The 14496-nt window shown below is 40.6% G+C and carries 11 protein-coding genes and 2 pseudogenes; 5 read left to right on the forward strand and 8 right to left on the reverse strand.

From position 1 onward, the window contains the following. The first annotated feature begins 133 nt into the window (after positions 1-133). Positions 134-338, forward strand: a pseudogene (locus tag DTA23_RS23340) (YwbE family protein). Between the two features lie 250 nt (positions 339-588). Next, a complete protein-coding gene (locus DTA23_RS23345) occupies positions 589-993 on the forward strand; it encodes a response regulator (RefSeq protein ID WP_112376163.1) in 405 nt (134 codons plus the stop codon). 52 nt (positions 994-1045) lie between these two features. Here DTA23_RS23345 and DTA23_RS23350 read toward each other — a convergent pair whose 3' ends face one another. From DTA23_RS23350 to DTA23_RS23385, 8 genes are all read right to left on the reverse strand, one after another. After that, on the reverse strand, positions 1046-1213 hold the full coding sequence (locus tag DTA23_RS23350; RefSeq protein ID WP_256604635.1) for a DUF6965 family protein: 168 nt from the start codon (positions 1211-1213) through the stop codon (positions 1046-1048). A gap of 327 nt (positions 1214-1540) precedes the next feature. Next, on the reverse strand, positions 1541-2707 hold the full coding sequence (locus tag DTA23_RS23355; RefSeq protein ID WP_256604636.1) for a TolC family protein: 1167 nt from the start codon (positions 2705-2707) through the stop codon (positions 1541-1543). Further along, complete coding sequence (locus tag DTA23_RS23360; RefSeq protein ID WP_112376576.1) at positions 2707-5859, reverse strand: efflux RND transporter permease subunit; 3153 nt, start codon at positions 5857-5859, stop codon at positions 2707-2709. The genes DTA23_RS23355 and DTA23_RS23360 overlap by 1 nt, the downstream gene beginning before the upstream one ends. Positions 5860-5936: 77 nt before the next feature. Then, the gene (locus DTA23_RS23365; RefSeq protein ID WP_112376164.1) at positions 5937-7100 is read right to left on the reverse strand and encodes an efflux RND transporter periplasmic adaptor subunit; all 1164 of its coding nucleotides are present in this window, start codon (positions 7098-7100) and stop codon (positions 5937-5939) included. 245 nt (positions 7101-7345) lie between these two features. Beyond that, positions 7346-8179: an AMP nucleosidase gene (locus tag DTA23_RS23370; RefSeq protein ID WP_070565520.1), complete on the reverse strand. Its 834-nt coding sequence runs from the start codon at positions 8177-8179 to the stop codon at positions 7346-7348. Positions 8180-8302: 123 nt separating this feature from the next. Further along, a complete protein-coding gene (clpX, locus tag DTA23_RS23375; protein WP_070565518.1) occupies positions 8303-9553 on the reverse strand; it encodes an ATP-dependent Clp protease ATP-binding subunit ClpX in 1251 nt (416 codons plus the stop codon). A gap of 2 nt (positions 9554-9555) precedes the next feature. Beyond that, positions 9556-10257, reverse strand: a complete 702-nt coding sequence (gene clpP, locus DTA23_RS23380) for an ATP-dependent Clp endopeptidase proteolytic subunit ClpP (protein WP_046674530.1) — start codon at positions 10255-10257, stop codon at positions 9556-9558. Positions 10258-10425: 168 nt separating this feature from the next. Beyond that, positions 10426-10887: a type I restriction enzyme HsdR N-terminal domain-containing protein gene (locus tag DTA23_RS23385; RefSeq protein WP_070565516.1), complete on the reverse strand. Its 462-nt coding sequence runs from the start codon at positions 10885-10887 to the stop codon at positions 10426-10428. 501 nt (positions 10888-11388) lie between these two features. Between DTA23_RS23385 and holA the strand changes: the two are divergent. The 3 genes and pseudogenes from holA (at position 11389) to DTA23_RS23400 (ending at position 14482) form a co-directional block, all read left to right on the forward strand. Beyond that, positions 11389-12395, forward strand: a pseudogene (gene holA / locus DTA23_RS23390) (DNA polymerase III subunit delta). A 250-nt stretch (positions 12396-12645) separates the two neighbouring features. Then, complete coding sequence (locus DTA23_RS23395; protein WP_256604637.1) at positions 12646-13182, forward strand: TetR/AcrR family transcriptional regulator; 537 nt, start codon at positions 12646-12648, stop codon at positions 13180-13182. Further along, the gene (locus DTA23_RS23400) at positions 13172-14482 is read left to right on the forward strand and encodes a TolC family protein (RefSeq protein ID WP_112376165.1); all 1311 of its coding nucleotides are present in this window, start codon (positions 13172-13174) and stop codon (positions 14480-14482) included. Before DTA23_RS23395 ends, DTA23_RS23400 begins: the two co-directional genes overlap by 11 nt. Positions 14483-14496: the final 14 nt, after the last annotated feature.

Raw genomic sequence — 14496 nt, forward strand, 5'->3', positions numbered from 1 at the left:
TTTGTAACATTTATGTATGCAATAGCCCTGCATTCACTTCAATACGCTTTTTCCAGCATTCAGGATGAAGGTCTTTCCAACAATAAATGATTTTTTATATTGCATTTAAAAAACTATTTATCTAAGTTTGACCATGGATGGAAGAAATAGAGCAGATGTAAAGCCAGGTATGTTGGTGAATATAATCTTAAAAAAAGGACCAGCGTACGGGAAATCTAACAGAAGGCATTGTGAAGGACTTGCTAACATCGTCCTCTTATCATTCGAGGGGGATTAAAGTCAGGTTGACGGACGGCCAAATAGGAAGAGTGGCCGAAATTATTGAAGATGATTTTTAGGAGATAATCTACCGGTCTTCTTTTCTCTTTACCACATCTTTTCTAGCGTTGTTGACGCGAAGAGATTGCTACCTATGATGTTTCTTATTGTATAAATCAAACTAAAAGTTTGTTGGATTGTTAATATTGGACATTTTGAAATAAAATTTGTATAATAACATAATTATTGCTAACTTTTTTCTGTATTTTTTATTTTATTACATATTTATATAATATTGTTTTTATAATTACTAAATGACAGCTTATTCAAATGGATACCAAAGATAGATGTACGATTGTCTACGCAGATGATGCGATGATTCATCATGTGTTGATGCGAGCGATGGCTCAATCACATTTATTGGATTTGGTTTATTGTGCATCCAATGGCAGGGAGTTGATCGACTACCTCCATGAAAACGAGCATGAGCTTCCTGAGATATGTATATTAGACCTGCATATGCCTGTATTAAACGGAATAGAAACGGCAAAAATTGTGAAAGAAAGATTTCCCTCGATCAGAATATTTGGGTTGACTTCGAGCAGTGATGAGAATGAGCGGATGGAATTGCGGGACGCCGGGGCAGAAGAGATTTTTTTCGAAAGAACAGATGCCTTTATTAATGAAACAACTTGCGCCCAGCCTATAGAACGTATAAATAAGGAAGAAGCCTAACAGATGTTAGGCTTCTTCTTTTGCTTCTAAGGCATCCTTGAATTTCAGCAGTCTAATCCAGGATGGACATTTGCTTAAATCTTTTTTCCCATAAGCTTACATGGATGAAGCTTGTGCTCAAGAAACGCTGAACGTCGAAGACCTGCATATCTTGCTGTATTTCCAGCGTTTCGGGCAAGTCTTTGGATTGAAAATAGTGTTGTAATTCTTCTGGAGTCATACCACAAAAATAAAGTTTTAAATCCTTATCTCCAACCTCCACCGAGCGCACGATACAAGTCTACAAATGCATCTAAATGCTGTTGTCGTAATTCGACGAGATCCAGGTCGCTATTAAGGGCATTACTTTGCGCGGTAATGACCTCTAGATAGGTGGCATACCCACTTTTAAAGAGTAGACCTGCGTTTTTTAACTGCCAGGTGCGCGTTATCGACCCTTTCTTTAGCCAAAGCTAATTGTTCACGTTGCTTGTCGACTGTGACCACTGCATTAGAGACTTCGGCGACTGCCTCGACAACTTTTTGTTGCAGTTGGATTTCGGCTTTATCACGTTTCCAATTTAGCAACCTCATACTGTGTTTTCAATGTTTTGTTTTTGAAAATAGGCGTGGTTAAATTTCCAGTTATTCCACCAAGCAATGCGCCAGGGATATTAAACCAATTTTTAGGGAGCATACTATTTACCCCTAATACGCCGCCCACGGTCAATGACGGATAACGCATAGCCTGTTGGATATTCGCATTCGCATTGGCTGCCATCAGTTGAAATTCAGATGATCGGATATCTGGTCTATTGCGGACAATCTCGATTGGGGACCCCAGGGAGATGTCTTTGCTCTCCGCGAAGAGATGCTCGTAAGAAGTTCCTCTTTTGATGCTGTCGGGTAATTTTCCGGTAAGTGTCTGCAGCGCATTTTCCTGGATGGCAATTTCCTTTTCGATTTCGGGAACGAGGGAGGCTGCCAATAGGCGTTGTGATTGTGTTTGTTGGATCGCCAAGGCGGTGATTTCACCAGCTTCATATTGGAGCTTGATCATGCGGAGAGTGCTGTCATTTAATTGGACGTTCCGTTTGGCAACTTCAATTTTGGCATCTAGCATCAAGAGATTGAAGTAACCTTTTGCCACAGCTGTTATGATCGAGGTCTGTATCGCATTTTTTGCCTCCTGTGTATCCAAATACTCGGCTAAGAGTTGTTCTTGTTTGCTTCCTATTTTCTTCCAGATATCGACTTCCCAGCTAAAATTAATATCAGAGCCAAACATGGATTGATAGACGAACATATTTTGCGGCGCTTTTTCATCCTTATGATCGTAGTATTTAGTCAGAGGACCACTGCCAAAGTCCTTTGATCGCCAGGTACGGTTTCCATTGGCAATTGTTGCATTTACACTCGGCAGGTAGTTGGCTTTATTCTGCGCTAAGACTCGCGTTGAAATCTGCAGGTTGAGCAGTGCAGTTTTCATTTCAAAGTTATTGGCTAAGGCAGAATCAATCAATAGCTTCAATGTGGGATCATGAAAGAAGGATTTCCAATGGATCAGGCCCATACTGGAGGTATCTCCGAAGTAATCCAGCGTATCGCCACGAAAGTTTTCCGGAAGTTTGAGTTTGGGCTGCACATAATCTTTGCCGATCTTACAGGCATTCATCAGGCCTAAGAGGCCAATGATGATCGATATTCCCGAAAGGTATTTTTGTATGTTTTTCATTATTCTTCCTCTTCTTTAGCTAGTTTATCATGTAGTTTTTCATCCAGACTTTTGAATACAACAAAGAGTACGGGGATGATAAAGATGCCGAATGCTACACCAAAGAGCATGCCGCCGGCGGCGCTGAAGCTGATCGAATGGTTACCGATTGCCGAGGGGCCAACCGTCCACATCAAGGGTACCAGCCCTGCAACAAAAGCCAGGCTGGTCATCAAGATTGGCCTTAACCTAAGTTTTGAACCGCTAATGGCTGCTTCGACAATGCTTTTGCCATTTTTTCGCTCCTGGACAGCGAACTCCACGATCAGAATCGCATTTTTGGCCAAGAGGCCAATGAGCATAATGAGTCCGACTTGCACATAAATATTGTTTTGAAGTCCCACCAGGTTGATCACGGTAAAAACGCCGATCAGGCCGACTGGTATGGACAATAGTACTGCCCAAGGAAGGATATAGCTTTCGTATTGAGCCGAAAGCAGGAAGTAGACGAATAGGATACTAAGCGCAAAAATCAAGATCGTCTGCGAACCGGACTGACTTTCTTCATAGCTCATGCCCGTCCATTCAAAACCGTAATTACCCGGAAGTTTATTGTCGGCCAATTTTTGGATTGCCTGCATGGCATCATCAGTACTGTAGCCTTCCGCTGGCGTAATATTAACCGCTATCGCGTTGTACAGATTGTAGCGTGTAATAGTTTCCGGACCCACCGTCTTTTCTAAAGTTAATATGGTGTTAATAGGAACCATTTCGCCTTTACTATTCCGCACAAAAATAGAATTGAAGGATTCGGGATCCTTCCGGAAGTCGAAATCCGATTGAACATAAACGCGGTATTGGCGACCAAACCGGTTAAAATCACTCGCCTGTACACGTGCAAAATAAGACCGTATTGTAGACATAAGATCTTTGATTTCGACGCCCAGCGATTTTGCCTTTACGGCATCGATATTTACTTCATATTGAGGGAAGTTTGATTTAAAGCTTGTGTAGGCGCTGCGAATTTCAGGCAGCGTATTGAGCTGGTTAATAAAGGTATCTGCAATGGTGTTGAAATCCCGAATGTCACCACCCATCCGATCCTGAAGAACCATTTCAATGCCGGCAAAGTCTCCAAAACCCTGTACGGTAGGTCGGGGGAACACCGTAAACGTTGCTTCATTGATCTGGGATAGATCATGCCTAATGGTATCCATAAACGCATTAATGTTTTTGATGTGCTCGCGTTTGGCATGTGGTTTTAAGGTAATGTAACCAGCAGCAAATGCCGGGCTCGAACTTCCGTCCAGGGCATTAAAACCAGAGACTGTTGTCATGCCATTAATGTCCTGTCTTTTCTTTAAAATACTATCGGCACGATGAAGAACCTCAGTAGTCCGACTCAATGAAGCGCCGGGAGGGAGGGCAATGTTATATGTAATAAAGCCATCATCTTCGGTCGGAATAAAACTTTTGGGCGTTTTAATCATGAACACGATGCCAAGTGCTGTAATTAAAATTAAGCCTGCCCAGGCTATTTTTTTATTCTTGATCAGTATTTCTACAATAGCGACATAACGGGCCGTCACCCGATCAAAAGAAGTATTGAATGCTTTAAAGAAACGATCTTTAAATTGATTGATTTTGCTGCTTTCTTGATTGGTATGCTGTTTCGGGGCTTTCAGTAGGAGAGCACATAAGGCTGGACTTAAAGTTAAGGCATTGAGTGCTGAAATCAGAATCGCCGTTGCCAAGGTATAGGCAAATTGGCGATAGAAAATACCTGCTGGCCCTTCCATAAATCCTACAGGCAAAAATACAGCAGCCATGACCATGGTTATTGACAGGATGGCTCCCGTAATTTCGGACATCGTCGACAATGTTGCGGCTCTGGGTTTCAATCCTGTGCTGTGCATTTTTTCATGGATAGCTTCGACGACAACGATGGCGTCATCCACTACGATTCCAATAGCCAACACCAGGGCAAACATCGTGAGGACATTGAGCGAAAATCCAAAAAGCTGCAGAAAAAAGAAGGTTCCCACCAAGGAAACTGGGATTGCAATTGCCGGAATCAGGGTGGATCGAAAATCTTGCAGGAAGATAAAGACAATAATAAATACCAGGATAAACGCCTCAAAAAGGGTGTGCTCCACTTGGTTGATCGATTCGTCGATCTGATCACGTACTGAATAGGTCACCTCATAGTGTAGGCCTTTTGGAAATGTTTTTGATTGTTCTTCAAGAACCTTTCTGACAGCAATATCGATGTCATGGGCGTTGGAACCACTGGTCTGTGTTAAGTTGAGTGTAAGACCGGGATGGCCATTCACCTTGTTGTCGCTGCTTAAATTTGTAGCTCCGAATTCTACCCGGGCCACATCTTTTAAATAGAGCACTGAACCGTCGGTGTTGGTTTTGATCACAATACTCTGGAATTCCTCCGGTGTGGTGAAACGCCCCTTATGACGGATCACTGTTTCGAAAGCTTCATCCGAGGTTTCTCCAAATTTGCCTGGGGCAATCTCAAAGTTTTGATCTTTTATAGCATTCATAACATCTTGTGGAACGAGGTTATAAAGGGCTAGTTTTTCTGGGTTCAGCCAAAGGCGCATCGCATAATCCCTGGCCCCCAAACGGGAAACTTGAGCTACGCCATCGACACGCAGCAAAGGTCGCATCAGGTTAATCTGTGCATAAGCCTGGAGAAAGGTTTCATCGTAGGCGCTATCCTGGTGATCGGAGTAGAGATTGATGGTCATGATGACACCGGTTTGCCGAGGCATGACCGTGATGCCGGCTTCATTTACTTCGGCAGGAATGGAACTGATTGCTTTGGAAATCCGTGTCTGTACGTTGACCGAAGCAATATCAGGATTGGTACCTGTCTTAAAGTACACCGATACACTTCCCGATCCTGAATTGGAGGCAGACGACTTGATATAGGTCATATCCTCTACACCATTGATGGCTTCTTCGATAGGCAGCAAAACACTTTTTGCTACGGTTTCCGCATTAGCACCGGGATAACTTAGTGAAACAAGCACACTTGGTGGGGCAATTTCTGGAAAGCGCGAGACAGGCAGGAGTTTTAGGCCCACCAAGCCTAAGATAACCAGGATAATAGAAACCACCGTAGCTAATACAGGCCTATTTATAAATGTTTTTAGCATATACATAGAATTTTAAACACGCTACTTTTGGTGCACAGTATGCCTGGCACCGGGTAGTATGCAAAAATGATCGATAATTATTTCTGTAAAATCGGGGTCACTGGTGAACCGTCGGTTAATTTGTCAAATCCGCTGGTAATAACGCGATCGTTTTCCTTGAGGCCTGTATAGACGATATAATTGTTTTTACTTTTGCCCATCAGTTGGATATTTCGTTTTTGCGCCTTATTGTTTTGGTCCAGTATATAGACAAAGGTTTTATCCTGCAATTCATTGACGGCTATCTGCGGAATTTGAAGAACGTCTTTTTTTACTTCGGCAATCTTAAGGGTGCCGCTACTTCCGGATCGAAGTATGTTGTCGTGGTTTTGGAAAGTGGCGCGCAAAGAGATTGCTCCCGTAGTTCGGTTAATCTGGCCATTGACGGCGTCGACAATACCTTTTTTTGAATATTCCTCACCATCTGCGAGGACTAAAGTAACTTCTGGAAATACGAGCTTTTGATTCTGGTTGTATTTTTTCCCTTCCAAGCTATCTTTTTTTGCCTGTGCTTTGGAAAAATAAAGAAAGTCAGATTCATTCATGGAGAAATATACATACACTTCCTGGATGTCTGAAAGATAGGTAAGGGGTTCTTTATCGCCTTTTGATACCAAATTTCCAATACGCTTTGGAATGCGGCCAATGTAACCACTTACCGGAGCGGTGATCACTGTAAAATCTTTGCTGATCTGCGCTGAACGTACGGCTGCGATGGCCTGGTCCAACGTTGCCTTGGCTACTTGATAATCTGATTTTGCCGACGCCAGTCTGACATCGGAGATAACGTCGTTTTGAACCAACGGTTTCAACCGGTCGACTTCGAGCTGTGCATTTTTAAGTTTGGCTTTGGCGACTTGCTCCGTAGCAACCATGTTATTGAGATTTTCTTGGTAAGTAGAAGGGTCTACCTTGAACAGTTTCTGGCCTTTTTGAACAAATGAGCCTTCATCGATATAAATTTCCTGAAGCAGCCCTTCGACCTGTGGGCGGACCTCCACGTTAACTTTACCTTCTATGGTTCCCAAATAATCCTTGATGGTGGTGGCATCAGATTTAGTGACGGTATAGACTGGCAAGGCTACGTTTTTTTCTTTGGTTTTATTTTCTTTTGAAGAACTTGAAGAACAACTTACCTGTGTGGCTAAGGCTGAACAAATCAAAAAGGTTACGTTAAAAAAAGATAATGTTTTTTTCTTCACAATGCTTGATTAATTTTTACGATATATGTGTTGAGTAATATGAATATTACAATATAAACGACAAATCGTTTAATTATTGTGAAGATTAACATTTGTTAACACCTCAAATTTTAGTTAATAACCGTTCAATTATTAATCAAAAATAATAGTTAATAGTTTTAAGGGTTTGATAGTTATGGTTTTATGGAGAGGGATACATCATATTTTCCTAGAAAGGGAAAATATGATGTTGGTTGAAATACAGCTTAAAATTTAAGGTGCTTCACGGTCAATCCGTTATTGATAAGCTGTTTTAAAGCATCAATACCTATGCTGATATGTGCTTCTACATATTTTGCTGTAACTGTTACATCACTGACAGACGTTTTGACTCCTTCGGGTACCATTGGTTGATCCGAAACCAGCAACAGAGCACCTGTTGGAATCTTATTGGCAAATCCGACACTGAATATCGTTGCGGTTTCCATATCCACGCACATGGCACGGATTGATTTTAAATATTTTTTGAAGGCTTTATCATGTTCCCAAACTCGTCTATTGGTGGTGTATACCGTTCCTGTCCAGTAGTCACGTTGGTGATCCCGGATTGTCGTGGATATGGCCTTTTGCATGGCGAAGGCGGGTAATGAAGGTACTTCGGGTGGAAAGTAGTCATTGGAAGTTCCCTCACCGCGGATAGCGGCTATTGGAAGAATCAATTCGCCTACAGGAATTTTTTTCTTGATTCCACCGGTTTTACCCAAAAATAGCACTGCTTTTGGTGCAATTGCTGATAATAAATCCATAATGGTTGCGGCCATTGGACTTCCCATCCCGAAATTGATAATGGTGATGCCTCCGGCAGTGACGGATTGCATCGGTTTATCTTCTCCATAAATAGGCGCATTATCATGCATTTCAGAAAATAGGTGTATATATTTCGAAAAGTTCGTTAAAAGGATATATTCCCCGAACTCTTCCAAAGGTCTTCCGGTATAACGGGGAAGCCAGTTGTTCACGATTTCTTCTTTGGTTTTTAAACCTGGTGTGATCGGACTATTTACGGTATTCTTTGCACTTTTCTTTGTTGTCATAGTCATTAAATTTAATTTCTTGAATCTCTTATCTTCCTGTCAACATTCCGTTATGGCTATGTTATTATTGTAATATAAGATTTTTAATTCTTTTCTAAAAAAAAATCCCGTTCAGCGAACGGGATTTTTTTAAGCAACTTTAAGCTTTTTTAAATCAGACTTTTCGAATTTCTTCTTCGCATAGTCTAGCGTGATTTCCAATGCTTTCTGTCCCGTCTGCTCTTTCGTTGACGGAATTTCAAACATGGCATCCAGCATAATGGCTTCGCATATACTGCGTAGGCCTCTGGCTCCAAGTTTAAATTCGTCAGCTTTATCAACAATAAACGTATAAACGTCAGGATCAAATTTTAGCTCAATACCTTCGTATTCAAACAGCTTTTTATATTGTTTTACCAAAGCATTCTTTGGCTCAGTCAGAATACTCAGCAAGGTTTCCTTATCCAGCGGGTTTAAGTAAGTTAATACAGGAAGACGACCAATCAGCTCTGGAATTAATCCAAAGTTCTTTAAGTCTTGCGGTGTAATATACTTGTACAAATTGTTCAAGTCAATTTCCTCTTCGTCCTCGTTCATTTTATAACCTACTGTCTGGGTACGCAGACGGTTTGCAATTTTCTTTTGAATACCGTCGAATGCTCCACCACAGATGAATAGGATATTGCTTGTATTAACCGCGATCATTTTTTGATCAGGGTGTTTACGGCCGCCTTGCGGTGGAACGTTGACAACTGTACCTTCGAGAATCTTCAGTAAAGCTTGCTGCACACCTTCACCCGATACATCTCTCGTAATAGAAGGATTGTCGCTTTTACGTGCGATTTTATCAATCTCATCGATGTAGATGATACCACGCTCAGCGGAAGCCACATCGTAATCTGCCGCTTGCAGTAAACGCGTCAATATACTTTCTACGTCTTCCCCTACATAACCTGCTTCGGTCAATACTGTAGCATCCACAATACAGAAAGGTACATTAAGTATCTTGGCGACAGTTTTTGCCAGCAAGGTCTTACCAGTGCCTGTTTCCCCCACGATAATCAAATTGGATTTTTCGATTTCGATCTCGTCTTTATCCACTTTCTGATTTAAACGCTTATAGTGATTATAAACGGCTACTGAAATTACTTTTTTGGCATCATCCTGACCGATGACATATTGGTCCAAGTGGGTTTTAATCTCCAAAGGACGGATCAACTTTAAAGCTGTCTGTAAAGTTTTACTTTTTCGTTGTTTTAATTCTTCTGCCAAGATTTCGCCTGCCTGCTGGATACAACGGTCACAGATGTGCGCACCGTTGCCAGCAATAAGCATCTGGGCTTCATTTTTGCTTATGCCACAAAACGAACAATGAATGTCTCTATCGTTATTCTTTGCCATTGTTATTTAATAATCTCCTTCTTTGGAAGTAAAATCTCGTCAATCATACCAAATTCTTTGGCCTCATTAGCCCGCATCCAGTAATCGCGATCGGAAGATTTTTCTACCCATTCGTAAGTTTGTCCAGAATGATCTGAAATAATGGTGTATAATTCTTCTTTTAATTTCATCATCTCACGTAAGTTGATTTCCATATCGGCTGCAACTCCTTGAGCGCCACCGGAAGGTTGGTGAATCATGACGCGTGAGTGGCGTAAGGCTGCACGTTTGCCTTTTGCACCAGCAACTAAAAGAACAGCGCCCATAGATGCTGCAATACCGGTACAGATGGTTGCTACATCTGGCGTAATATATTGCATGGTATCGTAGATTCCTAGTCCAGCATACACGCTTCCACCCGGTGAATTGATGTAAATCTGGATATCACGTTGTGCGTCGGTAGACTGTAAGAACAAGAGTTGTGCCTGAATAATGTTGGCTACCTGATCATCAATACCGCTGCCTAAAAATATGATACGGTCCATCATCAAACGCGAAAATACATCCATCTGAGCAACGTTCAATTGACGTTCTTCAACGATGTAAGGCGTAAGGTTTGTCGGAATGCTAGTCTCTGTACGAGCAATGAAACTATCAACATGTTGACTTCCAATACGGTGATGCTTTACTGCATATTTTCTGAATTCGTTTTTATCTATATTCATCTTTTTATTTTTTCTATTCTGTAGGACTAATATAAAACTATATTTTAAAAATCAAATAAATTGAAAAGATGTTTTACATCTACTTTACATTTTTTCGGTGCTCCCCGTTCAAGACCTAAGGGAGACTGAATCTCCGGATTAATTTTTATCTATTTCATGCATAGCTCCTTAGTCAATTTCGTTGTAGTTGGGGAGGTCTTCCAAAAATTCGTAAGACTTTTTGATAAAATCAATTTTACAATAATAATGATTCATACCGTTGCTTACTAGCAGGTATGGTATACGGTGAACTGTATTATAATTTGCAATTTGCTCAAATACTTGTTGTGTAATTTTTATATGAGGTGCCTTAAATTCGGCTAAGACCACCTTATGCCCGCTGCTGTTATAAATTAACAAATCACTTCGTTTCTGCAGGTTATTTAATTTCAAACCGCCTTCGATGTGCATCAGTGCCTTGGGATAATTTTTCATGAGCGACAAATAGTTGATCCAATGCTGCCTAACCCATTCTTCCGGTGTTAATACCAGATCCTTTTTTCTGAGCTCATCAAATATATAAATCGCATTGTTCTTTTTAGATATTTTAGCTTGATACGGCGGTAAGTTCAGTGGAGTCGGTGAAAACATACACAAATATACTAAAATTTTAGCAAAAAAAAATACATTCATCAGGCATGAAATATGGTGTTTTTTTGCTGACGAAGATGATTTTTTGTAAAAAACCTCAGGTCTGCTTTTGTGGCCGTATTGCTTGACCAGAATTGTGGAAGTTGTGGTGTTAAATGTTCATGGCTTTAAACCAATAGCTTAAAGTGATGGTCGTACATGAATCAATTATAAAAGCGTTAATTCGGCGAGGTTACTCGCTTAAATTGCCATTAAAATCGTAATTTTGCTTCCTATAAAATGTCCATAGTCGAACTAGATACACCATGTGAAGATGCAATAACATGGGACATTTTAGACTGTAGCAGATTGTTTGGATGCGGGAAAGTAATGGGGCAACCGATCTGCAGTGAAAAAATAAATAAATAGACCGGGTACTCCATAGCAACTTTAGACAAGTTGCCGCGTGTAAAGAGCTTAATTGGGCCCAGGGAAAATAAATACTATCGATAGTTTTTGCATATGAACATAAATCCGATCTTATCTGATATTAAGAACAGGTCTTTTAAACCAGTGTATTTATTGCAAGGGGAGGAGAGTTATTTCATTGATACCATTGCCGACGCATTGGAAGCGACGGTATTGAACGAAGCACAAAAGGGTTTTGATCAATCGATTTTCTATGGAAAAGATATTGATATATCTACCATTGTCAATGCAGCAAAACGGTATCCCATGTTGAGCGATTATCAGGTGATTATTATTAAGGAAGCGCAGGAGCTGAAATGGAAATCGGATACGGAAGAACTGTTAACTAAATACCTGGAGCATCTTACACCGACAACCATTCTTGTGTTTTGTTTTAAACATGGGAAATTTGACAAACGCAAAAAGGTCTATAAAGTCTTTGAAAAAAAGGGACTAGTTGTTGATGCGGCCAAACTATACGACGATAAGGTTGGCCCCTGGATTGGGACGTATGTGAAAGATGCGGGCTGGCGCATTCATCCGCAAGCTGCGGTGATGATTGCGGATTATCTCGGTAATGACTGTCCAAGGTGTCCAATGAACTTGACAAACTGATGCTTAATGTTCCGAAGAGCCAAGAGATAAGCATGGAAGATGTTGAACGGAATATAGGTATTTCCAAAGATTATAATGTTTTTGAATTAAATACTGCTTTGGCTAAACGTAATGCCCTAAAAGCATATCAGATCGTCGATTATTTTGTCGCCAATCCCAAAAATAATCCACTGGTGATGGTTATTGGACAAATTGCCACCTACTTCACGAAGATTCTCAAATACCATTATCTGATAGACAAATCCGTCGCGGCAAAAGAACTGGGGGTACATCCTTTCTTTCTAAAAGAATACGAGCTTGCTGCACGGAATTACAATAGACGGAAAACTTTCGATGTGCTTAATGTGTTGAAGGAGACCGACTTGAAATCCAAAGGTGTCAATGTGCCGAGCAATTTCAATAGTGAAGAGATTTTAAAAGAAATGATCTACCGGATACTTAACTAATCTCATCCAACAGCAAAAACACCAGAAATGGTGTTTTTTTTTACACAAATTTAATAATTAAACACTTGTTTAAATTAAACGTTTGGTTTAACTTTGTCGCGCATTTAGCGAGAACGTCTTTTATTATCGCTATGAATATGCGATGGTATCTTTAAAAGATCGAGGTTTAAAATGGAATTTAACGAGAAACAGATTGATATTTACTTGCAGCTGAGCGTCTTTTTGCAACAAAAGGGTTTGATGGGACTCCGTGCGTGATATTGCCAACGAAGCGAATGTAAATGTTGCAATGATCAACTATTATTTTGGATCAAAGGACAAGTTGCTGGATACGTTTTTTGAGTGGCGTGTTCCTGATTTTATGATCAATGTGGATGAGTTGGCGCTTATTGACAATGCGCTAGACAAAATAGACGCGATGGTAAATCGATCAATTAAATCGATGAATTCGCATCGTAAGCTGTATCATATCATTACCATTGAAAGTTCACTAAAACAGCGGATGCTGATCTCTGAAGCATTCAGGAAGCTCAAATTGCATAACCTGGAGGTTATTTCTTCCGTGATCAATGAAGGTGTAGAACAGGGGGTGTTCAAAGGTGGATATGATCCAATTTTAATCCATTCGATGATGATGGGAACTTTTATGAATTTCCAAATGAATCATTGCTTTTTGCAAGATCAGTTGCATATCGATAACGATGAAGAATATGCAAATTATATAGAAACAACTTTAACAGAATTTATACAGACAACAATTAAAGCTTTATTGACATATGAAAAATAAGTTGGCCAATTTGAGTGCTTTATTGCTTTTAAGTCCCATGGGTTTGTTGGCACAGGACAACAAGCACATGACTTTGGAAGAAATAATTCACTTGGCCGCAAATCAAAGCGTGGAAGCGAAGTCTGCCGACACCAAGATATTGGGTAGGCAGCTCGAGGTGGAAACGGCCAAATCGAAACAACTTCCCGATGCAAAATTGAGTGGACAATACATGGCTATGACCACACCAAATGTGAATTTAAAGTTGGCTTTAGGTGAGGGGGGATCTGCTCCAGATATCGCTGCAAACCAATTGTGGTTGGGTCAGGCTTCGGTGAGTATGCCAATCTATACCGGTGGCAGAATTAAGGGCGGCATTGATATTGCAAAGGATGTATTGAAAGCCGAGGAATACAATGCTGTAGCGAGCAAAGAACAATTGGCTATACGTGCAGTAAATCTTTATTTGAGTCTTTATAAGGCTCAACAAACCAATTTGTTGATTGCTGAAAATATTAAGCAGTCGGAGCAACGTGTTTCGGATTTTAAAGCGATGTTGGATAATGGTTTGATCGCACGTAATGACTTATTAAAAGCAGAACTGCAGCTTTCAAACTATCAGGTTTCGCTTCAGGAAGCACAGAAAAATATCAAGGTGCTGAATTATCAATTGGCTAATTTCTTGAAAATTGATGAAGATACCCAACTGGATCAGATCAATTTGGGCGAAGTCACAGGTGTGGATTTGGGCTTAAAAGCATCATATGATGCAGCAAAAACCTCGCGCTCAGATCTAAAATCGATGGAATCGCAACGTTTGGTTGCTGAAGATCAGTTGAAAGTAACAAAAGCGGCTGCCATGCCAACTGTTGCTGCAACAGCTGGATACAATGCTTTTGGTCTTCAAAAGGTGGTTACCGTGACGAATGCTGCCATGGTTGGCATCGGCGTTTCTTACGATATCGGTTCGCTTTACAAAAATAAAAGAGAAGTGAATGTGGCAAAAAACCGTATCAAGGAAATTGATGAGCATATTGAATTATTAAATGACAAGGTAAAAGTGCAGGTTCAACAGGCCAATGAAAACTATATGCTGGCACAAAAGCAGGATGTGGTCTATCATCAGGCGGTGGATCAGGCTGTTGAAAATTATCGGATCACCAAAGATAAGTACGATAATGGTATCGCAGATACCGACGACTTGTTGACCGCAGACGTACAGCAGCTGCAAAGCAAGATCAATCTGGCAATCAGCAAAGCAAACACCATTGAAAAATATTACGACCTGCTGTTAGCAAATGGGTCTTTAAACATTAAATAGCAATTAATCTAGAC

It is taken from the genome of Sphingobacterium multivorum, from assembly GCF_900457465.1.
GTDB classification, from domain to species: domain Bacteria; phylum Bacteroidota; class Bacteroidia; order Sphingobacteriales; family Sphingobacteriaceae; genus Sphingobacterium; species Sphingobacterium multivorum.

What these genes read in the sequence shown, in the direction of transcription:
- clpP (WP_046674530.1), bottom strand. Translation starts at nt 10,257, where the DNA reads ATGAATATAGATAAAAACGAATTCAGAAAATATGCAGTAAAGCATCAC.
- DTA23_RS23400 (WP_112376165.1), top strand. Translation starts at nt 13,172, where the DNA reads ATGAAAAATAAGTTGGCCAATTTGAGTGCTTTATTGCTTTTAAGTCCC.
- DTA23_RS23350 (WP_256604635.1), bottom strand. Translation starts at nt 1,213, where the DNA reads ATGACTCCAGAAGAATTACAACACTATTTTCAATCCAAAGACTTGCCC.
- clpX (WP_070565518.1), bottom strand. Translation starts at nt 9,553, where the DNA reads ATGGCAAAGAATAACGATAGAGACATTCATTGTTCGTTTTGTGGCATA.
- DTA23_RS23370 (WP_070565520.1), bottom strand. Translation starts at nt 8,179, where the DNA reads ATGACTATGACAACAAAGAAAAGTGCAAAGAATACCGTAAATAGTCCG.
- DTA23_RS23345 (WP_112376163.1), top strand. Translation starts at nt 589, where the DNA reads ATGGATACCAAAGATAGATGTACGATTGTCTACGCAGATGATGCGATG.
- DTA23_RS23385 (WP_070565516.1), bottom strand. Translation starts at nt 10,887, where the DNA reads ATGTTTTCACCGACTCCACTGAACTTACCGCCGTATCAAGCTAAAATA.
- DTA23_RS23355 (WP_256604636.1), bottom strand. Translation starts at nt 2,707, where the DNA reads ATGAAAAACATACAAAAATACCTTTCGGGAATATCGATCATCATTGGC.
- DTA23_RS23360 (WP_112376576.1), bottom strand. Translation starts at nt 5,859, where the DNA reads ATGCTAAAAACATTTATAAATAGGCCTGTATTAGCTACGGTGGTTTCT.